The organism is Streptomyces sp. NBC_01275 (genome assembly GCF_026340655.1).
GTDB lineage: Bacteria > Actinomycetota > Actinomycetes > Streptomycetales > Streptomycetaceae > Streptomyces.
Map to the genome: position 1 here is coordinate 939,750 of NZ_JAPEOZ010000001.1, position 22,559 is coordinate 962,308.

At 69.0% G+C, this 22,559-nt stretch carries 21 protein-coding genes and 3 pseudogenes; 15 read left to right on the forward strand and 9 right to left on the reverse strand.

The genetic code is table 11. The features are described 5' to 3' along the window. Positions 1-934: 934 nt before the first annotated feature. Positions 935-1,576 (reverse strand): TetR/AcrR family transcriptional regulator, encoded by a 642-nt coding sequence (locus tag OG562_RS04170; protein WP_266393714.1) that lies wholly within the window; start codon positions 1,574-1,576, stop codon positions 935-937. Between the two features lie 238 nt (positions 1,577-1,814). Between OG562_RS04170 and OG562_RS04175 the strand changes: the two genes are divergently transcribed. From OG562_RS04175 to OG562_RS04200, 6 genes are all read left to right on the forward strand, one after another. Beyond that, positions 1,815-2,642 (forward strand): SDR family oxidoreductase, encoded by an 828-nt coding sequence (locus OG562_RS04175; RefSeq protein WP_266393715.1) that lies wholly within the window; start codon positions 1,815-1,817, stop codon positions 2,640-2,642. Positions 2,643-2,646: 4 nt separating this feature from the next. Continuing rightward, a complete protein-coding gene (locus OG562_RS04180) occupies positions 2,647-3,783 on the forward strand; it encodes a hypothetical protein (protein WP_266393716.1) in 1,137 nt (378 codons plus the stop codon). Further along, on the forward strand, positions 3,780-4,712 hold the full coding sequence (locus OG562_RS04185) for an alpha/beta fold hydrolase (protein ID WP_266393718.1): 933 nt from the start codon (positions 3,780-3,782) through the stop codon (positions 4,710-4,712). Before OG562_RS04180 ends, OG562_RS04185 begins: the two co-directional genes overlap by 4 nt. Before the next feature lie 88 nt (positions 4,713-4,800). Further along, positions 4,801-5,712 (forward strand): metal-dependent hydrolase, encoded by a 912-nt coding sequence (locus OG562_RS04190; RefSeq protein WP_266393719.1) that lies wholly within the window; start codon positions 4,801-4,803, stop codon positions 5,710-5,712. 23 nt (positions 5,713-5,735) lie between these two features. After that, positions 5,736-6,836 (forward strand): PDR/VanB family oxidoreductase, encoded by a 1,101-nt coding sequence (locus OG562_RS04195; RefSeq protein ID WP_266393720.1) that lies wholly within the window; start codon positions 5,736-5,738, stop codon positions 6,834-6,836. A gap of 206 nt (positions 6,837-7,042) precedes the next feature. Beyond that, on the forward strand, positions 7,043-7,270 hold the full coding sequence (locus OG562_RS04200; protein ID WP_266393721.1) for a hypothetical protein: 228 nt from the start codon (positions 7,043-7,045) through the stop codon (positions 7,268-7,270). Here OG562_RS04200 and OG562_RS04205 read toward each other — a convergent pair. The 3 genes from OG562_RS04205 to OG562_RS04215 all read right to left on the reverse strand — a co-directional run bounded on the left by OG562_RS04205 (position 7,260) and on the right by OG562_RS04215 (position 11,657). Next, positions 7,260-8,882, reverse strand: coding sequence for a 4-coumarate--CoA ligase family protein (locus tag OG562_RS04205; protein ID WP_266393723.1), 1,623 nt, complete (start codon positions 8,880-8,882; stop codon positions 7,260-7,262). The genes OG562_RS04200 and OG562_RS04205 overlap by 11 nt on opposite strands. Positions 8,883-9,885: 1,003 nt before the next feature. Further along, positions 9,886-10,380, reverse strand: coding sequence for a helix-turn-helix domain-containing protein (locus OG562_RS04210; protein ID WP_266393725.1), 495 nt, complete (start codon positions 10,378-10,380; stop codon positions 9,886-9,888). A gap of 197 nt (positions 10,381-10,577) precedes the next feature. Continuing rightward, the gene (locus OG562_RS04215; RefSeq protein WP_266393727.1) at positions 10,578-11,657 is read right to left on the reverse strand and encodes an AraC family transcriptional regulator; all 1,080 of its coding nucleotides are present in this window, start codon (positions 11,655-11,657) and stop codon (positions 10,578-10,580) included. Between the two features lie 200 nt (positions 11,658-11,857). On the opposite strand from OG562_RS04215, the gene OG562_RS04220 reads away from it, so the two are divergent. The 3 genes and pseudogenes from OG562_RS04220 to OG562_RS04230 all read left to right on the forward strand — a co-directional run. Then, complete coding sequence (locus tag OG562_RS04220; RefSeq protein ID WP_266393729.1) at positions 11,858-12,940, forward strand: zinc-binding dehydrogenase; 1,083 nt, start codon at positions 11,858-11,860, stop codon at positions 12,938-12,940. Between the two features lie 97 nt (positions 12,941-13,037). Further along, a complete protein-coding gene (locus OG562_RS04225; RefSeq protein WP_266393731.1) occupies positions 13,038-13,568 on the forward strand; it encodes a 2,4'-dihydroxyacetophenone dioxygenase family protein in 531 nt (176 codons plus the stop codon). Between the two features lie 124 nt (positions 13,569-13,692). Next, positions 13,693-14,045: pseudogene (locus tag OG562_RS04230) on the forward strand (alpha/beta fold hydrolase); the annotation flags it as partial. 7 nt (positions 14,046-14,052) lie between these two features. On the opposite strand, the pseudogene OG562_RS04235 reads toward OG562_RS04230, so the two are convergent. Then, a pseudogene (locus tag OG562_RS04235) lies at positions 14,053-14,242 on the reverse strand (sugar ABC transporter ATP-binding protein); the annotation flags it as partial. 934 nt (positions 14,243-15,176) lie between these two features. Here OG562_RS04235 and OG562_RS04240 point away from each other — a divergent pair. Next, positions 15,177-15,506 carry a hypothetical protein gene (locus OG562_RS04240; RefSeq protein WP_266393733.1) on the forward strand — a complete coding sequence of 110 codons (330 nt, stop codon included), beginning with the start codon at positions 15,177-15,179 and terminating at the stop codon, positions 15,504-15,506. Between the two features lie 21 nt (positions 15,507-15,527). Here the strand turns inward: OG562_RS04240 and OG562_RS04245 are convergent, their stop codons facing one another. Further along, positions 15,528-16,247 carry a TetR/AcrR family transcriptional regulator gene (locus OG562_RS04245; RefSeq protein WP_323187477.1) on the reverse strand — a complete coding sequence of 240 codons (720 nt, stop codon included), beginning with the start codon at positions 16,245-16,247 and terminating at the stop codon, positions 15,528-15,530. Between the two features lie 114 nt (positions 16,248-16,361). Here OG562_RS04245 and OG562_RS04250 point away from each other — a divergent pair, with 114 nt between their 5' ends. Then, positions 16,362-17,063, forward strand: a complete 702-nt coding sequence (locus tag OG562_RS04250; protein ID WP_266393735.1) for an NAD(P)-dependent oxidoreductase — start codon at positions 16,362-16,364, stop codon at positions 17,061-17,063. 136 nt (positions 17,064-17,199) lie between these two features. On the opposite strand, the pseudogene OG562_RS04255 reads toward OG562_RS04250, so the two are convergent. Then, positions 17,200-17,361 (reverse strand): annotated as a pseudogene (locus tag OG562_RS04255) (transaldolase); the annotation flags it as partial. A 230-nt stretch (positions 17,362-17,591) separates the two neighbouring features. Here OG562_RS04255 and OG562_RS04260 point away from each other — a divergent pair. Both OG562_RS04260 and OG562_RS04265 read left to right on the forward strand, forming a co-directional pair. Beyond that, positions 17,592-17,810 (forward strand): hypothetical protein, encoded by a 219-nt coding sequence (locus tag OG562_RS04260; RefSeq protein WP_266393737.1) that lies wholly within the window; start codon positions 17,592-17,594, stop codon positions 17,808-17,810. Further along, positions 17,803-19,026, forward strand: a complete 1,224-nt coding sequence (locus OG562_RS04265; RefSeq protein WP_266393739.1) for a helix-turn-helix transcriptional regulator — start codon at positions 17,803-17,805, stop codon at positions 19,024-19,026. The genes OG562_RS04260 and OG562_RS04265 overlap by 8 nt, the downstream gene beginning before the upstream one ends. Positions 19,027-19,141: 115 nt before the next feature. Here OG562_RS04265 and OG562_RS04270 read toward each other — a convergent pair whose 3' ends face one another. Both OG562_RS04270 and OG562_RS04275 read right to left on the reverse strand, forming a co-directional pair. Then, positions 19,142-20,092 carry an NmrA/HSCARG family protein gene (locus tag OG562_RS04270; protein WP_266393741.1) on the reverse strand — a complete coding sequence of 317 codons (951 nt, stop codon included), beginning with the start codon at positions 20,090-20,092 and terminating at the stop codon, positions 19,142-19,144. Between the two features lie 370 nt (positions 20,093-20,462). Beyond that, positions 20,463-20,819: a hypothetical protein gene (locus OG562_RS04275; RefSeq protein WP_266393743.1), complete on the reverse strand. Its 357-nt coding sequence runs from the start codon at positions 20,817-20,819 to the stop codon at positions 20,463-20,465. 13 nt (positions 20,820-20,832) lie between these two features. On the opposite strand from OG562_RS04275, the gene OG562_RS04280 reads away from it, so the two are divergent. Together OG562_RS04280 and OG562_RS04285 are read left to right on the forward strand one after the other, a co-directional pair. Continuing rightward, positions 20,833-21,354 (forward strand): hypothetical protein, encoded by a 522-nt coding sequence (locus OG562_RS04280; protein WP_266393745.1) that lies wholly within the window; start codon positions 20,833-20,835, stop codon positions 21,352-21,354. Positions 21,355-21,742: 388 nt separating this feature from the next. Continuing rightward, positions 21,743-22,555, forward strand: coding sequence for a hypothetical protein (locus OG562_RS04285; protein WP_266393751.1), 813 nt, complete (start codon positions 21,743-21,745; stop codon positions 22,553-22,555). Positions 22,556-22,559 lie beyond the last annotated feature (4 nt).

The following is a 22,559-nucleotide window of genomic DNA, read 5'->3' on the forward strand; positions in this document are numbered from 1 at the left end:
GCGTCACCGGCCGGCTTCAGGTTGAGCTGACCGGCGCCCGCCGACATGGCGGCACGCGCCGGATGAGCAGGCAGGGAGACGTGACAGCGCCATCCGCGCGCCGCGATCGCGAGTTCGCGCTCAACTGCTACGGCACCCCTGCCGAGGCGACCGCCAAGCGCGCCGGTGTCACGCGGCCGTACCTCTTCAGACTCCTCCCGGGCGAGAAGACGATCGCCGCCGCCTTGACGCGGAGCACGGAAGAACGCCCGCCTGGTTCGAGAGCGTGGCCAAGGATGAGCAGCACGAGCGGGCCTCCCGCGCCATGAGCAGCTCAATGGCGATCGGTTACACGCGGCCGATCTCGGCGCACCCCGAAACGCTCCAGATGCAGATGCAGGGAAATGCCGTAGCGGCAGCCACCAGGCCGTAGAAGCCCTCGGCGGCGTCCGGGTGAGACGGGCACGAGCCCGATGTCGCCGACGATGATCACTGACGGGGGGCAGTACTCGATTCTGGCGAATGCGTCCACCGCGCGAATACGGACAGTGACTGCGGTCGAGAGACGCAGGCACTTAGCGGGCCTGGGCATGTGCGGGCGCCCAGCAATGGCGGCAGGGTCGGTCCGGCGCGGGCCGGCCCCCGGGACAGGCGCGCCAGCGGGCACGCAGGCGGTGGGTGATCCCCCGCCGTTCAGCAGCTCCCACGACGCGACGGGCCCGTCATGGTTCGCGGCCGCTCAACCCGATCACATTGCGTCGCTTCCGGATGGATGCTCGATATGGAACCCGTCCGAGAGTCGATAGTCAGCAGGTGCGCGGCACTTGCGTTCATCGCGCGACGGTTCTCGCCGCCCTCGCTGATCGAAACAGGGCTGCCGAGTGCGCCGGGCCGGAGCAGGGGCGTGGGCTGCCGTCCGGTGCAGAAGCTCCTGAAGGAATCCGGCCCTGCGTGATCAGGGCTGATCGCTGATGGCTCGGTAGGCCGCGATGAACAGGGTGTAGCACAGGTCGATCAGTTCTTCGACGGTGGCGTTCTGGTGGCCGAGCGTCCAGTCCACGAGGAGTTCGTTGACTCCGCCGACCAGACTCATCGCCGTCATCGTGAGCCGGCTGGAGGAGGCTTCAGAGCCGGGGAGCGGTGCGACGACGGCGGCGACCATGGCGGCGAATTCGTGCAGGACCTCACGGCGCCGTACTTCGAGGCGGGGGCTGGCGCCCACGACCTCGATGAGCACCAGGCGGGCCATGCGGGCGTCGCCGGCCAGTGTACGGATGAACACTTCCAGGCCGGCTCGCAGCTGGGCGTCGACATCGGGTGCGACAGCGGCTGCGGCCTGTGCGGTCTCGGCTTGGATCGTAGTGATCAGCTCGTTGTAGACCCCGGCGAGAAGGTCTTCGCGATCGCGGAATGACTCGTAGAAGTAGCGCTCGGTCAGTCCGGCATGGGAGCACACCTGCTTGACGGAGGCTGAGGCGTATCCGACCGTGCCGAACATGTCGAGGCCCGCCTGGATGAGGCGGGTGCGGCGCTCCTGCTGTCGTTGCGCCGCATCGCGTCCGCCGTAGCGCCGTCCAGCGGTCTGTGTGCCGGTCATTTTTCCCCTTCGCAGAGGTGTTGACACCGGTGTGCTCCGAACTGACACTCTAGCTTGTCAGATCATCTGACATGGCATCGTGTCAGACGCGTGTGGGGGCCGCTCGGCGTTCCGCTCATGCTCAGGGCAAGAAAGGGGCTCGACCGTGGCAGCACCGCCCAAATACCCGCACACGTCCAGCCGAAGAGACCGCGACAGGCTCCACAGGCTCCCCCGCACACAACCGCTGACCGGCCGAGTGATCGCGGTCACCGGGGCGGGCCGCGGAATCGGCCGTGCCGTCGCGGCCCGCCTCGCCGCGGCCGGAGCCGCCGTGGCGATCGGCGATCTCGACGCGGAGCTCGCCACGGAGGCGGCCGGTGCCATTGGTGCGCGTCCCAATGGCCGACTGCTCGGGCTGTCTCTCGACGTCACCGACACACCTTCCTTCGAAGACTTCCTGCGCACCGTCGAGACCCGGCTGGGGCCGATCGACGTACTGATCAACAACGCCGGAATCATGTGGGTGGGCCCCTTCGAGGAGGAACCGGAGGAAGCCGCCCTGCGCCAGTTCGACGTCAACGTCCACGGCGTACTGCGCGGGATGAAACTCGTGATCCCGGGGATGCGGAAACGCGGTCGCGGCCACGTGGTGAACATCGCCTCCGCCGCCAGCAAGGTCGCCCCGGCCGGCGAGGCGACCTACGCGGCGACGAAGCACGCCGTCCACGGCTACAGCACAGCCGTCCGCGCCGAACTGCGCGGCACGGGCGTGCATGTGTCCTTGGTGATGCCCGGCGTCGTGGACACCGAGCTGGCCGTGGGCACCGCGACCGGACCCACCCGGCGCCTGACGACGGATCAGGTGGCCGACGCGGTGCTCGACGTCGTGCTGCGCCCGCGGTTCGAGGTCTTCGTTCCCCGCCAGGTGGCCGCCCTGACCCGGTTGGCCGCGGTGCTGCCGGGCCGTGCCCGCGACGCCCTGCATCACCTCCTCGTCCCCGACCAGCTCGCCGCCCTGTCCGACCGGTCGGTCCGCGCGGTCTACGAGCAGCGCACCCGGACCGCCCGCCATCCCGAAGGTTGAGCCCGTGACCACCACGCCCAAGCCGGCGCCCAGCGCGGACAAGGCGCAGGACGCCGCCGCTCCGCGTCCCATCCCCGAATTCGAAGGTGTCCACGACGTGTGGCCCCGCGGTGACCGGCTGCGCGCCGTGCGCAGCGCCGCGGCCACCTACCGTGAGCGGTTCGTCCAGCAGGGCCGCATCCACGCCGTCCGCAGTTTCGACATCGCCGCCGCCCCGTACCCGACCCGGTTCGGCTTCCACGGCGCCGCGCTCGCCGTCAACCCGTTCGTGAGCATCGTCAACCGCATGCTCGTCGTGCAGTTCGACGGCTTCGACGGTGAGCCGAAAACACTGGTGTGGGAGCCGACCGTCGCCGCCGGAACGGCTCAAGCGCCGTTCTACGCCCAGCTCAAGCGGCTGGCGGGGGACTTTCTCACCGAGCACGTCTTCGCCCGCTTCTACCAGGACCCGAACACCGTCCTGCCCTCCTGCGGTCTGCGACCCGAGGACGTGGACTTCGTCAGCTTCGACCACCTGCACGTCCAGGACGTGCGCATGATCATGGGAAGTACCACCACCATTCCCGGCGAACGGGCGCCCCGCGAAGCGCTGTTCCCGCGCGCCCGGTTGTTGGTGCACCGCAGGGAGCTGGGCACCTTCGAATCGACGCATCCGATGCAGTGGGCCTGGTACGTCGACGGAGGCATGGACGGGGTACCGCCCGAGCGCGTCACCGCCTTCGACGGCGATGTCGAACTCGGCGTCGGCGTCAGTTTGCTGTGGACCCCCGGTCACACGGACGGCAACCACTCCCTGGTGCTGAACACCCCCGACGGGGTGTGGGTCTCCTCCGAGAACGGCATCTCGGCCGACAACTGGCAGCCCGAGCTCTCCCGCATCCCCGGGGTGCGCCGCCACGCCGCGTTCTACGGCCATGAGGTGGTGCCCAACGCCAACACGCTGGAGGACTCCCTCGACCAGTACGACTCCATGGTCAAGGAGAAGACCCTCGCCGACCCCAGCCGCCGCGATCCGCGCTGGCTGCAGATCCTGCCCTCCTCCGAGCTGGCCCCCTTCAAGCGGCACTGGCCGGTGCTGCCCAGCTTCTTCCACGGCGGTCTGAACTACGGCGAACTGACCCCTGCCAGCGGTGGCCGATGACCGGCCCGGCCGCCCGCCGGATCGCCGTAGACGGCGCGGACGGCGTGGAGCTGGCCGCCTACCAGTGGGGAGTGTCCACGGCTCCTCCGGTGGTGCTGGTCCACGGCTATCCGGACACCAGCGCCGTGTGGCGCCCCGTCGCCGAGCGCCTGGCCGACCGCTTCCACGTCACCGCCTTCGACGTGCGGGGAGCCGGTGCCTCCCACCGGCCCAGGGGTCTGCGCGCCTACCGGATGTCCCGACTGGAAGCCGACCTGGAGGCGGTTCTCGACGCCGTGAGCCCCGACCGCCCGGTGCACCTGGTCGGACACGACTGGGGATCGATCCACTCATGGGAGTCGGTCACCGGCACCCGCCTGGCCGGGCGGATCGCCTCGTTCACCTCCATCTCCGGCCCGTGCCTGGACCACGTCGGCCACCTGATCCGTGCCCGCCTTCGGCCGCGGCACCCGGATCTGCCGAAGATGCTGAGGCAGGCCGCACGATCCTGGTACATCGCCTACTTCCATCTTCCGCTCCTGCCCGCCCTGACCTGGAGAGCACTGGGACACCGCTGGCGCGCCTTCCTCACCAACTCCCAAGGCGTGCCCGGGCACACCCCCTACCCCGCGCCGACGCTGGCCCGCGACGCCGTGGTCGGCACCGCGCTGTACCGCGCCAACATGCTGCCCCGCCTGTTGCATCCCCGGGACCGGCCGACCACCGTCCCGGTTCAGCTCATCATCCCCACCCGCGACTTCTGCGTCACCCCGGTGCTGTCGTACGGAGTGGAGCACTGGACGGGCCAGATACAACGGCGCCCGATCGACGCCGGGCACTGGGTGCAGCTCAGCCACCCCGAGGAGGTCGCGTCCCGGATCGCGGAATTCGCCCACCGCATCGAAGACGGCTCCTGCCGCACTCCGGACCACACCGCGCACCCGACCTGACGGACCAGCAGTAACAGACCGGCAGTACTGGACGACTGCCTGACTGCCCCTTCCCACACACCGATCGCCGACGGAGGAGGAACCTGTCATGTTCCGAGCCGCACATGCCCACCCGGAGCGCCCGTCAGAGCCCATCGACCACCACGACCTGGTGCTGCAGCCCCGGGACGTCACCTTCGACTGGGGCGCCACCCCGCTGCACTGGCTGCCGGGTGAGCCCTTCGCGACCCACACTTTCGATGTGCTCCACCTCATGCTCCCCGAGCTCGAACGCTGGTTCGTGCGCACCTTCGAGCAGGCACTGCCACTGATCACCGATGACCGGCTGCGCGAGGACGTACGCGGCTTCATCGGTCAGGAGGCGATGCACGCCGAGGCGCACCAGGGGGTCCTGGAGCACCTGCTCGCCAAAGGGCTGGACCCGGGTCCGTACACCCTGCAGTCCGAATGGATCTTCCGAAGGGTGCTCGGAGACCGGCCGGAGCTGACGCCGGCCGCCACCCACGCGCACCTCCTCCAACGGCTCGCCCTCATAGCGGCCTTCGAGCACTTCACCGCGTACATGGGTCACTGGATTCTCAGCAACGGGCACCTGGACCAGGCCGGCGCGGACCCCGCGATGCTGGATCTGTTCCGCTGGCACGGCGCGGAGGAGGTCGAACACCGTTCGGTGGCGTTCGACCTGCTGGTGCATCTCGATTCCCGGTACCGGCGCCGAGTGGCCGGCATGCTCGTCACCGCTCCGGTGCTGACCCGGCTGTGGATCCGCGGAGTCCGCTTCCTGATGAGCGCCGACCCCGAACTCCACGACCGGGTCAAGGTCCGCTTCCGCGACTACCTGGCCGCCGCCCGCAAGGACCTGTTGCCGCCACCGGGCGCGTTCACTCGCTCGGTACTGCGCTACTTCCGCCCCGGCTACCACCCGACCCAGGAGGGCTCGACCCAGCAGGCGGTCGCCTACCTGGCGGCGTCCCCCGCTGCCCGAGCGGCTGCCCAATGACCCGGCAACCAGCAAGGCCTCCCATGGACATCAGCACAGCCCTCACTCGGCCACCGGACCTGTACGGCCGACCGCGCAGCGACTCCTTCATGCAGAAGCTGGCGGCTTTCAGCGACAACGCGGTCACGCGCCTCGCGCGGCGCAGCACTCCTCCCAGGCGCCCGCCGGCCACCGAGATACCCGCGATCCGGGAACTGGTGGTCGCCGCCAGGCACCAGGAGGCCGAGGATGTCGTCTCCCTGCGGCTGGCAGCACCCGACGGGGGAACGCTCCCGCCCTGGCAGCCCGGTGCCCACATCGAACTGCACCTGCCCTCCGGCCGCAAGCGGCAGTACTCCCTGTGCGGCGACCCCGCCGACCGGCACCGGTACCGCATCGCGGTGCGCCGCATCGCCAACGGCGGAGGCGGTTCGGCCGAGGTGCACGACACCCTCGGAGACGGTGTGCGGGTCGCCGTCACCGCGCCCCGGAATGCCTTCCCCTTCGCCGCCGAAGCATCCATCCTGCTCATCGCGGGCGGCATCGGAATCACCCCGATCCTGCCGATGGCCCGGGAAGCCGCCCGACGCGGCCTGGACTGGAGGCTCGTGCACACCGGCCGCAGCCGCGGCTCGATGCCCTTCGCGGCAGACCTCGCCGAACTCGCGGCCGCAGCCCCTGGCCGGGTCTCCATCCGTCCTGACGACGAGTCCGACGTGCCCGAAGCAGCCGATCTACTGAGCTTGAGCCCGACGGCGGGTGCGGTGTACTGCTGCGGGCCCGCACCCATGATCGACGGCGTTCGGCGCGCGTTCGGTGGCAGCCGCGCCTCAGCCCTGCACTTCGAGCGTTTCGCCCCGCCCCCGATCACGGACGGCCGTCCCTTCGAACTTCAGCTGGGCGACACCGGACGGGTTCTGCCAGTGCCGCACAACCGCTCAGCCCTGGATGTTCTCCACGAGGCCCTGCCGGACATGCCGTTCTCCTGCCGCCAGGGGTTCTGCGGCACCTGCCGGGTAAGGGTGGCCCATGGCCACGTCGATCACCGCGACCGTCGGCTCACGGCCACCGAACGTGCGGAGGGCGCCATGCTGCCCTGCGTCTCGCGTGCACCGGAAGGAGAGCGGTTGGTGCTGGAGGTGTGAGCGATGGCCGAACGCCCGTAGAGCGCGGCCGTCACCGCGAGGAACGTCAGCGGCAGCGTTGATACCCCACCCATGGCGCGACTCACTGCCTGGACGATAGGACGGTCTGGGACACCGGCCAGATCCAAGGGCAAGTCGAGCCACCAGGCCGACCACACCGTTCTGCGCGGACACGGACTGCCCGCGGGACAGGCCGTGTTCGCGAGATGACTGCATACCTGGAGGCCGCCGACGACCTGCTCAGTGACGACGGCGAGGCCTACAAGCAGGCCATCATCGAGCGCTACCCCGCCTACGCGGCTCCCTTCGTGGTCGACATTGGCAACTTCTACCTGTTCGACACCCGCCCCCGCCTGATCAGCACCGTTGAAACGATCACCCAGGTTCCACTCAGGGACGCCCCACGCGAACTGCCCGACGGAGCTACGCGCTGACGGTCGTGGAGCGGAGGTCCTTGCGGAGGATCTTGCCCGATGCGGACTTGGGGATGGCGTCGATGAACTCGACCCGCCGGACCTTCTTGTACGGGGCGACCTGGCGTGCGACGAACTCGATGACCTCGTCCGCGGTGAGGTCGGTGCCGGGCCGACGCACGACGAAGGCCTTGGGGATTTCCTCACCGTCGTCGATGACCCCGATGACCGCGGTGTCGGTGATGGCCGGGTGGGTCAGCAGCAGGGCCTCGAGTTCGGCGGGCGGGACCTGGTAGCCCTTGTACTTGATCAGTTCCTTGAGCCGGTCGACGATGAACACCCGGCCGGCGTGGTCGACCCGGGCGAGGTCCCCGGTGTGCAGGAACCCGTCGGAGTCGATCGTGGCGGTGGTCGCTTCCTGGTTGCCGAGGTAGCCGGTCATCACGTTCGGTCCCTTGACCCACAACTCGCCCGGCTCGCTCAGCCCCTGTGCGGGGTAGGCGACCTCCTTGCCGGTGACAGGATCGACGATCTTGTTGACGGTGTTGGCGACGGGCCAGCCGCAGGAGCTGAGCGGCGCGGCCTCCCCGAAGTGTTCCTGACCGCCGTCCGCGGGCATGCAGTGGCTGACCGGGCTCAGTTCACTCATGCCGTAGCCCTGCAGCACCTGTACGGTCAGCCGCTTGGCCACGGCGGTTCCGAGTTCGGCGTCCAACGGTGCGGCGCCGGACAGGATGACACGCAGCGATGACATGTCAAACTGGTCGACCACGGGATGCTTGGCCAGCGCCACCGCGACCGGAGGCGCGATGAAGCCGTAGGTGATCCGGTGGCTCTGGACGGTGCTCAGGAAGTCGGCCAGATCGAAGCGGGGCATGACGACCAGCGTCGCCCGCGCCTGCAACGCGGCGTTGAGCAGCATGGTCATGCCGTAGATGTGGAAGAAGGGCAGTACCGCGAGGATCTTGTCGTCGGATCTCATCGCGAGCAGCGGCCGGATCTGCGCCATGTTGGCCACCAGGTTGCGGTGGGTGAGCATGACGCCCTTGGGGTTGCCGGTGGTTCCGGAGCTGTAGGGCAACACTGCCAGGTGGGTGGCGGGATCGAAGTCGACCTGGGGTGCGGGAGCGCCCGGGCCGAGCAGGTCGTCGGCGTTCGGGTGTCCGGTGGCGGCAGCGCCGTCACCGTCGAGGACGATCAGGCTCTCCGACGTGATCCCGACCGTCCACGCCGCCTCCTGCGCCTGCGGCAGCAACGCGGTGACGGTGATCAGCATCGTCGCGTTCGCGTCGGTGAGCTGCTTGGCGATGTCATGGGCGGTGAACAACGCGTTGATCGTGGTCGCGGTGGCACCGGACCGCAGAATGCCGTGGAAGGCCACGGCGAACAGGGACGAGTTCGGCGCCAGGAGGCCCACCACGTCGCCGACGCCGATCCCGCGAACGGCCAGCGCGCCGGCCGTCGCGTTCACCCGCTCGATCAGCTCCCGGTAAGTGGTCTGCGTGCCACCGGCGGCGTCGATGAGCGCGACTTGATCCAGGTCCGTCTGATCGACCTGATCGACGTCTGTGAAGAGGAAGTCGAAGACGCTCGCTTCGGGGATGTCAACGTCGGGGAACGGGCTGGCGAACATGAAGGGTCTCCATTACTGGTGCAGCTACTGGTGCATCGATTCAGAGGATGGTCGCCGCGTCGTGCGGGACGGTGCGATGAGTCGGCGCCGACGAAGGCCGTGCCGGATCGGGTTGGTCGGGGCCTTTCGCGTCGGCGAGAAACGTCAGGACGCAGGCGGCGAACTCGTCGGGGCAATCGATGAGATCAAGGACACGAGGTCGGTACGGCGGAAATGGGGCACATCCAGGAAGCCTGGACGCAGGTAGGCCGGATCGGGGCAGCCGTAGTAGCCGCCGGTCTGGAGTCCCAGCTGTCCGGGGTCGGACCGGTGGCTCCGGATCAGTGCCGACGCGGGCAGGGCCGTCCGTCAGGTACGGGTGAGGGACAGCGACAGCGACAGCGACAGCGACAGCGACAGCGACAGCGACAGCGAGACGGTGTTCACGCCGGAGGGTTCCAACGGCTGTGTGCTGTCGACTAGTTGATCACCGAGCGGTACGGCGCCACGGTGGCACCGGTCGGTCTTGCCGGTTACTGCGGGAGAGCAAGGTGTCTCACGCTCGGCGGCGTGCTCAATCGGGATCGGCGCGTTGTTCGCGAGCCCGGGGCGGGCGCAGGCAAACGACTGCCGAGTGGACCGGAGTCAACACGTGGCGATGATCATCGAGAGCCGGCCGGGGCCGGACGCCGGCATCCGTGGTGACGGCCCTTCCGGCGCCTTCTGAACTGCTCGGTGCGGGGCGAAAGGTTCACTCCGGGCAAGCTGTAACCGATCACTTCGGCGGCTCGACGTGATCGCTGCGCGGTGTTGTCGGAGGGCTCGGCCGCTTGCTGAAGCGCTCATGGCACACCTCGTCGTGTGACTGCCCCCGCCTCGGCGGCGGCCGGTGGAGCGGTGCTCGGCCATCTGACCCGAGGGCCGCCCACGTACTCCCGCTCGTTTGCGGGCTCAGAGGCTCACAGTAGGAGAGTCACTACCATCATGCAAGTAACTGGTTGTGGTGACAGCGGTCCCCGTAGGCTCACGAGGCCTGCTGGTTCCTCCGCCCGAGTACGGCTCGGAGCCGGTCGTCCGCGGACAGACCCGGCAGGAACATGGTGTGCTCCTCGTCGATGGGGTGACCGGTCGTCCGGTCGATCAGCAGCGGATCGACATCGGCGCCTGACTCCTTGTCCACCAGCCGGACGTTCGACGCCTCCGGCGGGAAGTGCTCGGCGCCGAAGGCGTACAGGGCGATGAGTACCGGCAGAAATGCGTGGCCGGCCTCGGTGAGGACGTACTCGTCCCGCGGAGGGCGTTCGCTGTAGCGGCGACGCTCGAGGAGGCCGGCCTCGACGAGCGCGCCGAGTCGGCGGGTCAGGGAGTTCGGTGAGATGCCCAGGCTCTTCTGGAACCCGTCGAACCGGGTGATGCCATGTGTCGCGTCGCGCAGGATGAGGATGCTCCACCACTCGCCGACCCGTTCCAGCGCCAGCGCGACCGGGCAGCTCATGCTCTGAAAGCTCTTCCGTTCCATGATGGAAGTCTACGGATCAGGCATCAGCGTCCGACGCTGTGAGTCACCGGTCGAACTGATCGTCTCCAGGCCCGCAACAGGGCGATCAGCCGACCCGGCACGATCATGCTGAGGTGGGCGTCATGGGCCACGGAGACGACTGTGTCACCGATCTCGGTGCTGGAGGACCTGCTTGAGCGCGCCTCTCTCACCGACGATCAGCCGGATCGCGGCGAGTGGCCCAGACGCGGCGTCGGTCCTCCTGCACCGAGTGTGTGAGGCAGCCGGGCGGGCGCGGACTCCGGCACGCCCCGCCGACGCGCGCGCAGTTGTCTGGGCGATTCGCCGTACCACCGTCGGCAGGCTCGCGTGTAGCTGCTGGTCTCGGAGTAACCGAGCATGGTCGCGATCTGGGAGATCTGCATGCCGGTGGCGGAAAGATCCCATGCCATGTCGCGCCGCACGTCGTCGAGGATCTCCTCGAAGGACGTGCCGGACTCGGCGAGCCTGCGCTGGAGCACCCGCGGGTGCAGGGACATCGCCCTCGCGACCGCGACCAGGTCGGCCTGGTTGACGACCAGAAGCCGCTGAATCTTGCCGCGCACGTGATCGGCGACCGCCAGGTCGGGCCGTATGCCGGAGAGGTAGTTCTCGGCCAGGGCCAGTGCTGCCGCGTCCCGACCGCGGATCGGCTGGTTCAACGAGTGAGGGGGCAGGTGGACGGAGTTCACCTCCTGCTCGAACTCGACAGGACACCCGAACATCTCGCGATAGCTCTCCATGGGGGCGATGCGGCGGTGTTGCAGCGTCACCCGAAGAGGAACGAAGCCCTCCCCGAGCATCAGTCGGAAGGCGTCCATCGCGATACCGAGGCCCTTCTCGACCATCTGGTCGCGATGAGCGGGTCGGCGCAGGTTCGTCGAGAGCGTGAAGATCGCCGCGTGCGGTTCGCGGATCAGCTCGGTGAAGTCATGGGGCACGTAGTGGGGCAGGTATCGCGAGACGCTCTCGATCGCCGCGTCCACAGTTTCCGCGTTGCGGAGGATGACCGCGATGGGGCCCAGCAGTTGGAGGCCCTGCCTGCGGGCCAGTCGCATCCCGAAGTCTGGGCAGTCGAGCTCCTGGGCCGCGTCCCCGATCACGGCGGCCACGGAGGCGTAGGGGAGAAACGTGTCGTAGTCACCGGCAGCCCCCGGATCGATGCCGTGCGTACGCATGAGGGCGTCGGAGTCGCCGCCGAGGTCGGCCACCAGCTCAGCGACGTTGAGGAGCGCGAGACCACGGATCAGGCTGGTCACAGTCGCCAAGTGTCAACTAATAGTCGCATCAAGACAAGTTCTTGAGCCTCGTCCGGTGTCAGCATCCCTCCACGGCGTCACCTCGCCAGCGTGACGATCTCCGTCTTCGAGGAAGCAGACAGAGCCATGCGAAACCACGTTCATGCCGGACAAATCCTCCTCCCCAGCGGTCGCTGCGACGCCGGCGCGAGGAGCATCTCATGTCGATGAAGGCAGTCGTCATGATCAACAGCAGCCTCGAGGTGGTCGAGGCACCGCTCCCGCAGCCCGGTCCCGGGGAGGCACTAGTCAAGGTCCTCGCGGCGGGCATCTGCGGCAGCGACCTGCACTGTGTCACCCATGGCGCCCAGCTGCTGGACAGTGCCAGGGAGGCAGCGGGGGTAGAGCTCTTCAAGCTGGACGAACCGGTGGTCCTGGGGCACGAGTTCTGCGCCGAGGTCGTCGAGTACGGACCTGACTGTCGAGCGACGCTCGCGCCTGGCAGTCGAGTCGTCTCGGTGCCGTTCCTCCTCCGGCCGGAACCCGTGTCCATCGGCTTCGGGGGCCCCTCCACGCCGGGCGGGTACGCCGAGTACATGCTCCTGTCGGAGGACCTCCTCATTCCGGTGCCCGACCACGTCCCCGACGACATCGCCACCCTCGCCGAACCGCTCGCGGTCGCCCTGCACGCGGTCAACCGCGGCGGCCTGGGACCCGACGACGTGCCGCTCGTCATCGGCTGCGGTCCCATCGGACTCGCGGTGATCGCGGTCCTGAAGATGCGGGGCATCGGTCCGATCGTGGCGTCGGACTTCTCGCCGTCGCGCAGGGCGATGGCCACCGCCCTCGGCGCCGATGTCGTGGTCGACCCGCGCGAGACGTCACCCTACGAGACCTGGCAGGAGGTCGCCGCCTCCTCCGACCCGACGCGGTGGGGCCGCCAGACTCTGATGTTCCAGGGCACGGGCCTCCGCCCGTCCGTCGTCTTCGAGTGCGTCGGCGTACCCGGCATCATCCAGCAGATCCTGGCCGGGGCCGCGGCCTGCTCGAAGATCGTCGTCGCGGGCCTGTGCATGGTGCAGGACTCCTTCTACCCGAGCTTCGCGATCATGAAGGAGATCGACCTGGCCTTCTGCATCTCCTACACACCCGAGGAGTTCGCCCAGGCACTGGGACACATCGCCTCCGGGGAGCTGCAGGTCGAGGCGTTCATCACCAGCCGTGTCGCACTCGACGACGTGCCCGAGGCCTTCGCGAGGCTGGCCGACCCCGAGAAGGACGCCAAGATCATCGTCCTTCCGTGAGCTGATCCGATCCGAGTCGAGCCGCCTTCCCGTCCGCCGCACGCGACGGAGCCCGCCTCGGCGGGCCGCGGCAATCATGAGAAAGCAGGCACCCGTCATGACCGCCGAACTGACCGCGAACAAGGTCCCTGTCGTCTCGCTCCCGCAGACCGAGCTGCTCACGGTCAACGTGAACGAGATCCCCGTCCTGAAGGACTCCCTGGGTCCCGGGGTCGACTTCCAGCCGCTGTTCCTCGACCCCGAGGTCGGGGTGTGGGTGGTCATCGGGACCTTCGCTCCCGGTGTGGAGCTGCCCATCCACCTCCACACCGGTCCGGTGCACGGTTACACCCTCAAAGGGGAGTGGATCTACAAGGAGTACCCGGACCAGCCGCAGACCGCGGGGTCGTACCTCTACGAGCCCGCCTCCTCGGTCCACACCTTCGCCGTACCCGAGACGACCACCGAGCCCACGGTCGTGCTGTTCATCGTGTACGGAGCCAACGTCGGCTTCACCGACGAGGGCCAGTTCCACTCGGTCCTCGACGCCGCCACCATCCAGAAGCTGACCGAGGACTGCGCACGGGCGCAGGGCCTCGGTGCCATCAAGTACCTGACCGGCGGGACGGCGAAGTTCAGCGACGCGTAACCCGAGGACCGGCTGTGCGGGCATCGAAGCCGAAGCGGCGAAGTGATGCCCGCACCGCCCTCGTTCGGGGCTACGCGACGGGACCGCGTCACCCCGAGGAAGCATTTCTGTGCACAAGAGCGACATGGAGACCGCCAATGCCCCCTCTCAATGGGAAGAGCGAACCGTCCGGGTCAACGGACAGCGCATCCACCTGCGGATCGCCGGGACGTCCGGCCCGATCGTCCTGCTGGTCCATGGCTTTCCAGAGTCCTGGTACTCGTGGCGGCACCAGATGGACGCGCTGTCCAACGCCGGCTACCGCGCCGTGGCGATGGACATGCGGGGATACGGCCGCTCGTCCAAGCCCGCCGAGGTGGCCGCGTACCGGATCACCGAGTCGGTCGCGGACTGCGTCGGCATGGTCGAGCACTGGGCGAGTCAAGCGCCGTGATCGTCGGCCACGACTACGGGGCTCCGGTGGCGTGGGCGTCGGCGTGGACCCCAGCGCGGCGGGCTGTTCGGCCACCACGATGAGCCGTACAGCGTGGGAGAGTCCCGCGCTGTGGACACGATCTGCTGCTGGGCCGTCGACAACTCGTACACGAGCCGAGCCGGCTCGACCACCGGGTGCCCAAGTCGCCCGAAAGGTTGCGCTGTTGACACTTCGAGGCGGTCTTCCCGCGTACGACGAAAGACCAGGCCGAATGGCCTCGCCGGTGCGATTGCCGCCCTCGCGGATCAGGTCCAGCACGATGGCGTCACGCGCGGCGGTCAGGATGCCGTTCGCCTCGTACCGCGAGGTGAGTTCCGCCGACCGACCCTGCTCAGCCGCCTCCACGGTGTCCCAAGCGAGGGTCGCCCCGCTGAAGCGGGCTTCCAGGCCGCCCCGTTCGCCGGGGCGCACGGGCGTCCGTCACGCCGCGCGGGGGACCTCACCGCCGCCGACGACGACACCAGTGTCGATCTGGACACAGAAGACGTGAACTCCCTCAACCGACCAGCCATGGGCAGGACTTACTTGAGCACCACTCAAGGGCCCTCGCGGACGTCCATGAACTCGTTGAGGTACCGAGATTTCCAGTTCGACGTTGGTGACGGCGAGCCGACCGAGGCTGTGCTGATGTCGAGGCCGGGGAATGGCAGTTCCGGGGTGTACCGGATGTTGCGAGAGCGCCGGCTGCCACGCGAGGCGGCGGGTCCCCGGCCACGTAGCCCGCCTACCGCGCGCCCCCTTGGATGGCCTCTGACGCTCGGCAGGTCGGTCTCGGCCAGGAACCGCCAGTCCCGGGCCGCCGCGCATCAGTCGTCCCGCCTGAAGATAGTTCCGCAGGACATGATCACGAAAGGCGGCCACCACCAGCAGCGAAGAATCTGCGGGTGAGCCCCCTGCCCCTGGCAGCCGACCACAGCCACCCAGCGCCTCTTCAGCGGCTCCTCGGTCCGGCTGCATGCCGCGTCGCCCCCATCCGCGAGGCGATCCAGCGCGTGACTTCACAACCCCTGACCTGCGGCGACACGCTCAACAGCCTAAAAGGGACAAGCGGCTGCCGGCGGTCCGGCTAGCCTGCTCAAGCACGCAGAAAAGAAGTCGTTTCCGGGGAGCCCCAACAGTGCGATGATCAGCCAGTGGGCATAGCCATCAACGTACTGCTTTTCGTCACCGCCTTCTTCTGCCTCGCCGTGGGCATCACGGCCGCCACGTCGTTCCGGATGCTTCCCTGGCTGGTCGGCAGCGTGTCCAGGCCTCGGCTGTGGGGCGCCGGGTACACCTTGTTCGGCGTTGTCGTCCTGTACCACGCGGTAGTCGAACTGGTGCATGTCGACCCGGCGGTCGAACTGGTGATGACGGCCGTCACCACGGCGACGGCCTTGGTCGGGCTCGGGATGATGTGGTCCGCCCAGCGGGTCGGTCGGGCGGCGAGGTCGCCCGATACCGGGCCCGGCGCCACCGAGTGACTGGGCGCTTGCGCAGGGCAGTCAGCTCTGCGGTGTGATGCCCAAGGATCGGACGAGCTGGGCCAGTTCTTCACGGAAGAGCTTTTCCGGGCTGAGGGCCTGGGTCTGCAGGTGGCCGTAGATCTCCAGTGACACCAGGCCGTGCAGGTGGCTCCAGATACGCAGGGCAAGGGCCACGGCGGCCGGGGGCAGGTCGGGGAAGGCCGGGCGGACCTTGTCCAGCAGGCCGAGGTCGAAGTCGGACCACTCGAAGTCGCTGTCCGCGTAACGGAGTTCGGCGTGCGGCCAGGCCGCGGCTGCGAGTGCGGTGATGCCGGTGCAGACACGGTGGGCGGCTTCCGGAGCGGCGCCGCCCTCGGGCGGCCGGTAGCCGGGGACGGGGTCCCCGTAGATGAGGCGGAAGCCCTCGGGGTTGGCCAGCGCCCAGTTCCTGAAGGCGTGGGCCCATGCCTGGATCCGGGCCGCCGGGTCCTGGGCGGGGGCGGCGCCCCACGCGGCGTCCACGGTGTCGGCCAGCGCGGTGTAGACGTTGCTGATCAGCGTGGTGACCAGGTCGTCGCGGGTGGCGAAGTAACCGTAGATGGCGTTGGCCGTCATGCCCATCTCGCGCGCGATGGCTCGCAGCGTGATCGCGTCCGGTCCCCCCGAGGCCATCAACTCCAGCGCGACCTTCTTGATCTCGGCGGCCGTCTCGGCCCTCAGCCGCTCGCGGCGCCCCTTGGTGTTTCCCACGCGTTCCATGGCTACTTACTCTACAGCGTCACAATAGTGCACTCCATATCAATACTTCACGCCGTATAGTTTCTGCATGCCGTGAAAGTGGGCGGCTGCACGACCAACTACCCAGGGAGAGCCATGCACATCGGAGTCATTGGGGCCACAGGCGGCATCGGCAGTCGCGTCGTCACCGAAGCCCTCGACCGGGGGCATCACGTCACGGCCTTCAGCCGCGACGCCACGCGGATCGACGAGCACCGAAAGAACGTCGTCTGGAAGAGCGTCGACGTCCTCGACGCCCGCGCCGTCGCCGCCGTCATACCTGGCCTCGACGTACTGATCAGCGGATTCCAGCCAGGAAACGCCGCCAAGGACATCGCCGACACCGTGGCCCGCTCGATCGCCGATCCCACGTTGTACGCCACCGCCGCGCGAGCACTCCTCAAGGCACTGGAAAGCCACCCACGGACCCGGCTCATCGTCATCGGCGGTGCCGGCAGCCTGGAGATCGAGCCCGGAGTCGTACGGGCCGACTCCGACGAACTCCTACACGAAACCCTCGACGAGATCGGCCTGCCCAGGGAGTACGCCGCTGCGGTGCGCGGCCACCGCGACGCCCTGAACGTCCTGCGCACCTCCAACCGGCTGTGGACCTACTTCAGCCCCGCGGAGGACATCGCACCCGGCGAACGTACGGGCCGGTTCCGAATCGGTGGCGACCAGCCGGTACTCGACGCGGACGGGCGCAGCCGTATCTCCATGGAGGACTCCGCCGTCGCTCTTGTCGACGAGGCCGAACTGCCCCGCTTCGTCCAACGCCGCTTCACCATCGGCTACTGACCGACACCGGGGGACGGGCGCTGGATGACGGCACCGGCACCGGTGTTACCCGCAGTGGGTCAGGTGCAAGAGCCGTTACGGCGCGGTCGGGCACCGCGGACCGCGGACCGCGCTCACCAGGCTGTCCCAGGACTGCCAGGGTGGCCTCGGGCATGGTGTCGACGATGCCGGATGCGAGCAGTTCGGTGATGTAGAGGGTGTCGGGGCAGGTCGGGTCCTTCACACCCGTCGAGGCCCACAGCGGACGCTGCCTGTTGGCGTGCAGTCGGTCCAGCGCCGCCCGGCGGTCGGCCTGGAAACACAGATCACCGCCTACACCCTCCGCCGCGAACGAACGGCCCGCGCCTACCGGTGGCGCTATGACGCCGTCGCCGAACACGTCCGCTACCTCGAACGCCAGGCTCAACCGCGGTCCCAGACGCCGAGGGTCGCCGTTGCAGTCGGTGTCGCCATAGTGCGTACACCGCACACTAAGTGACGCTATGTTGCACACGCGCAGGCATCATCAGCGACGAAGGGTCCACTGCCATGTCTCGCCTCAACCTCGCCCACCTGGCCCTCACTGCCGCCCAGAACATCCAGACCGCCGACGAAGTCCGTCGTGACCCGGCCGTAGTCAAGGCGGCCAAGCAGTTCGCGGAAGACAGCGCCCAGGCTTTCCGCTCCGGTGGTGCGCTGGCACGCGAGGCTCAGTCCTCCTGGCGTCGCCACAGCCCGCTGACCAAGGGGGCCGGAACCGATGAATGATTTCAGCGCAGACGCGATGGGCCTTGTGATCCGCGAGCACCGCCAGGCCCAGAGACCCTCGATGACCCAGGAAGAGTTGGCCAGGCGGGCCGATTACGGGAAGGGCGGCGCGGTCTCGATCTCCCGGATCGAGCACGGGCTCATAAGCCCCGGGGAGCACCGTCTGGCCGCCATCGCCCTCGCGCTCCAACTGACACCCGAGCAACTCAAGCAGGAGGCGGAGGACCGAACCAGGTCTCTCGCTCGTCAGCGGGGCCAGCGGCCGGTGAAGTTGCGCGACCAAGTCGCGGAGACGAAAAGACGTCACGCCGAGATCAACGAGAAGGCGGCCCAGCGGTCGAAGATCACCCAAGAACACGGGGAAGCCTTCAACCGGGTCCATGATGCCGCCCGCGACGGGTTTTTCCTGAGGTTCGTGGAGCTGGCCGAGAGCATCAGCGGGGCGCCCGAGCCAGAGAGGCCGAGTGAGGAGGAGATCGAGAGCACGGGCGAGACCCCTACTGCGATACGTATCGAGGCCATGTCCTTCGGGATCGCCAACGCGATCCGCGGTGCCGCCGCTGGAGGTGCGGCCGGGGCGGCAGCAGGCGGCGCCGCGGCCTACGGTGCGTTCACTGCCGCCGCGTTGTTCGGGACCGCCTCCACTGGAACAGCCATTTCGACGCTGTCAGGGGTTGCCGCGACCAACGCGACGCTGGCCCTCCTGGGAGGAGGCACGCTGGCTGCAGGCGGTGCGGGCATGGCGGGTGGAACCCTCCTGCTCACAGGCATGGTCGCCGCCCCGGCGGCAGCGCTGGCGGCCGCCGGCTTCTACGTCTTGAGGCAGCGCCGGAACAAGAAGGAGGAGCAGCGTCTCCGAACCGAGGTCGAGGCCGCGGAGGCGGCTCTGGATCAGTCACAGCAAGGCTTCGACGCGATGATCGAGGTACTGCATCGCGCCACGGACATCATGGAGTACGTCAGCGTCCACGGCACCCACGCCCTTGAGAAGTGGAGGGTAAGTCTGCCGCCGGAGCCCCGGGACTGGGAATCGCTCGGGCATGAGGGGCAGGAACGGTACAAGGAGTTCCTCACCGTGGCGGGATGCCTCCTCGCCGTGAGCAGCATCAACGTCAGTGCCCTCCTCACGGCAAAGCCCGACGCTTTGCGCGAGATGGACAAGGCCATCGACGAGACGCTGCGGTACGCGGACAACACCATCAAGTCGATCGTCTGAGTCCCGAAGTCGTTGCCACGCGCAGACCCAGTGCAGCGCGCTGCACTGGCGATTGCACGGTCGGCGACGTGCCGGGCTCCACTCGCGAGGCGGCGCCTGCCGGAGAGGGACTCGCTCAGCTCTCCTTGATCTTCGAGACGTTCTCGGCCAGCCAGTCGTCGAAGCTCTTGAGCGCCGGGTTGAGTTCCCGCACCTTGTCCAGGTCGCGGGCGCCGGTGAACTCCTGGTCGAAGTCGCCGTAGTACTGGAACATGTTGGCGATCTCCTCGGCGGCCGGGACGTCGAGGGAGCGGAAGACGTCGTAGGGCACCGACTGGAAGCGCACCGGCTCGCCGAGGGCGGCCTGGAACTTCGCCGCGTACTGCGCTCCGGTCAGATGGTCGCCGGCCAGGCCGACGGTCTCGCCGACGAGCCGCTCGCCGCCCTTGAGGATGCCGAAGGCGGTCCGGCCGATGTCCTCGGCGTCCACTCCGGCCAGCAGCTTGCCGTCCTCCAGCGGCAGGGTCAGGGTCAGCACACCGTCCTCGCCGCGCTGGGGACCCACCTGGGTCAGGAAGCCCTGGAAGAAGAAGGTGGTGTTCAGGAAGGTGGTCGGCACCCCGGCCCGACGGAACAGGTCGTTGGCCTCGCCCTTGGCGTCGAAGTGCGGCACGTTGTACTTGTCCTGGAGAACGGGCATCCGCTCGTCCTCCAGCGGCAGCAGTTCGCGGGTGTCCTCCAGCGTCGACCACACCACGTGCTTCAGCCCCGCCGCCTTGGCGGCCCGCACCAGGACGTCGATCTCCTCGATCTCCTTGACCGCCGAGCCGTGCGCCCAGAAGTTGGTGACCAGGAAGGCGCCGTAGGCGCCCTCGAACGCCTTGCGCACACTGGACTCGTCGTAGAAGTCCGCCTGGACCACCTCGGCCCCCAGCGCGGCGAGCTCCCTGGCGGCGGGCGAGTCGGGGTTCCTGGTGAGCGCGCGCACCGTGAAGCCCGCATCAGGGTCGGCGAGGATCGCCCGCGCGGCGCCGCCGCCCTGGGCTCCCGTCGCTCCGGCGACCGCGATGACCTTCTGCTCGCTCATAGCTGCTGCTCCTGTCCGAAGAACCGGGTTGAGGCGTCAACATGAACGTAACCCCGATTAGATGACGCGTCAACCTTTCCGGTTGGGCTTCAGCCGTGACCGACTCCAGATGGCTGAATGCGGACCAGCAGCAGGCATGGCGGCCCCGGGTGAGCAAGCGGCGCGGTACGCAGCTGACCGCGGCGCGCTCGGGGCGTTTCGTACCTCATGCCGCCGGCCACCGACCTTGGCGTGGAAGCCGATCGCCCGATGCAGCCCGATGCCGCCCCGGCCGATCGGGGGGCCGAAGTGGTGCGCCGCTGCCCCTCGGGTGCGCCGGGGTACGAACTGGCAGATGGTGGGAGAGAGACGCCGAACCGGCACACCCGCATCACTCGTCCCCCTGCCGGACAGCTGCGGGTGCACGGCGAACTGTCGCCGGCCAGCCGCAGCCGTACGACAGGCGAGGATCGTCGACATCGGGCCCGACGTTGGCCCGCAGGGAGGCGATCAGCGCCTCGGTCAGCTCCTCCCAGTCCCGGAACAGTTCCCGTGTGCTCTCGTCGAGGAGGAGGGCCCTCACGAGGTTGACGCCGGCGCAGTAGCTCGGGGACAGGGCCGTCGCCAGCGCGTTGGCGGCAAGTACGTCGGTGAACCTGTTCTCGACGTAGGCGGGATTGCCCGTCCATCCGTCGATGAGCTGGAGGAACTGGCGCCGCCCGGACGACCGGTGCACCGCGTACGACACCCGCAGGGGCGCGATGGTGCTGCTTCCCCGTATGCGGCGCGGCGTCCCGACCTGCGAGCACCACGGTCTCGAACTGATCGACGACGGCCCGCGCACCGCCACCGTCCAGCTCAAGCTGCTCGTCGCCGACCGGGTCGCGGCCCGTTTCACCCTGGAGGACGGCTCGACGGTGCGCATCGGCCGGAGGCCTGGCCCCGGCGGCATCGCCCTGCACGACCTGCTCCCCGGCGATCTGGCCGGCCTCGTCAGCCGCGCCCACGTGGAACTGCGGGTCGCGGGAGGCGTCGTGCACACCACCGACGTGAGCAGCTTCGGCACCAGGTGGCGGGCGACGGGCAAGTCGGGGCCCGGGCCCTGGCGCGACCTTCCCCAGGACGCCTCACGCGACTTCCGCGCCGGGGACGAACTGGAGCTGACCGAGGGCGTCGTCCTGGCCCGCAGCGGGCGGCGCTTCCCGGCGGAGCTGGCCCAGGAGTGGCAACGCCGGAAGCCGCCGAGCGGGGAGGGCGCGGCGGCGGCGACCCGGATGGTCTGAGGGCCTGGGGCCGCTCAGTCCCCCTCCCCCGGAGGACGCCGAAGCCGCGCGGCGCGAACGGCCCGACGACATAGGCGGGTTGGCCGCCGCTCTGGCTCGCAGGCCCGCGCACAGCGGCCTTGGGCGTCGGCCGAGCCCCGCCGTATCGGCCGAGCCCCGCCGTATCGACCGCGCCCCGCCGTACCGGCCGCCCCCGCCGTACCGGAAGCTGCGGGGGCCTGCGGGTCCTGCGGGTCCGACCCCTGGCGGTGGCCGCGCCGGCCTGCGTCGTGACAGGGGCCGCTAGGGGGCCGATTGGGGTTTGCCCGGGCCAGGGGGACGCCTAAGGTCGGCGTTCGAAGCCTGACGAGAGATCCTTGCACGGCTTGCCTAGGAGGCGGGGGGCATCATGGCGGAGAGCGAGTCCTGGGCGGTCCGGTCCGAGGGAACGGCGGACGAGGTCGTCCTCGCGGTCGACTTCCCCGGTACGGGAAGGCCGGAGGCCGGTTTCACGGACCTCGCCGCGAAGCTCGACATCCCGTACGGCCTGTGGGAGACCCTTCCCCCGCCGCTGGCCTCCGGCATCGCGCTGACCGGCGCTGAGTGGATCGAACGCTGGCTGGAGGGAGTACGCGAGAGCGGCCGCCCCGTGCGGGCGGTCATGGCGTTCTGCGCCGCGAGTCCGTACGCCGCCATCCTGGCGGACCGGTTGGGGACGCTCCAGGGCGAGACTCCCGCCACGGTCTTCTTCGACCCCGACGTCCCGCAGGAGTTCTTCCTGCACTGGCAGTACCAGATGATCATGGAGCGGTTCCTGACGGAGCTGACGCCCGAGGAGAAGGCGGCCGCGCGGGCGCGCGGTGAACAGGCCCGCGAGCGGGCCACCGACATCACCGCCCTCGGCGCCGAACTCATCGGCGTCTTCCGCGAGTACGGCGCGCCCGCCTGCCACCGCGCCGGCCTCGACGACGAGGCCACGGCGGAGTACCTGGCCGGCTTCACCACCTACGTCTCGTTCGTCTGCGGCTCCGGCCAGCTCGCGACGACCGAGCCCGAGGCGCTGGTCCGGGGCTGGTCGGCCGCCACCGCGGTGACCTCTTCGGGCAGCGGCGAGGCGGGACGGCTGGTGGGGAAGGAGGTCCCCTTCCCCGACATCGCCCACGCGGACCTGCTGGCGCACGAGAAGGTGGCCGCCGCCGTCTCCGCCCTCCTCATCGGCTGAACCG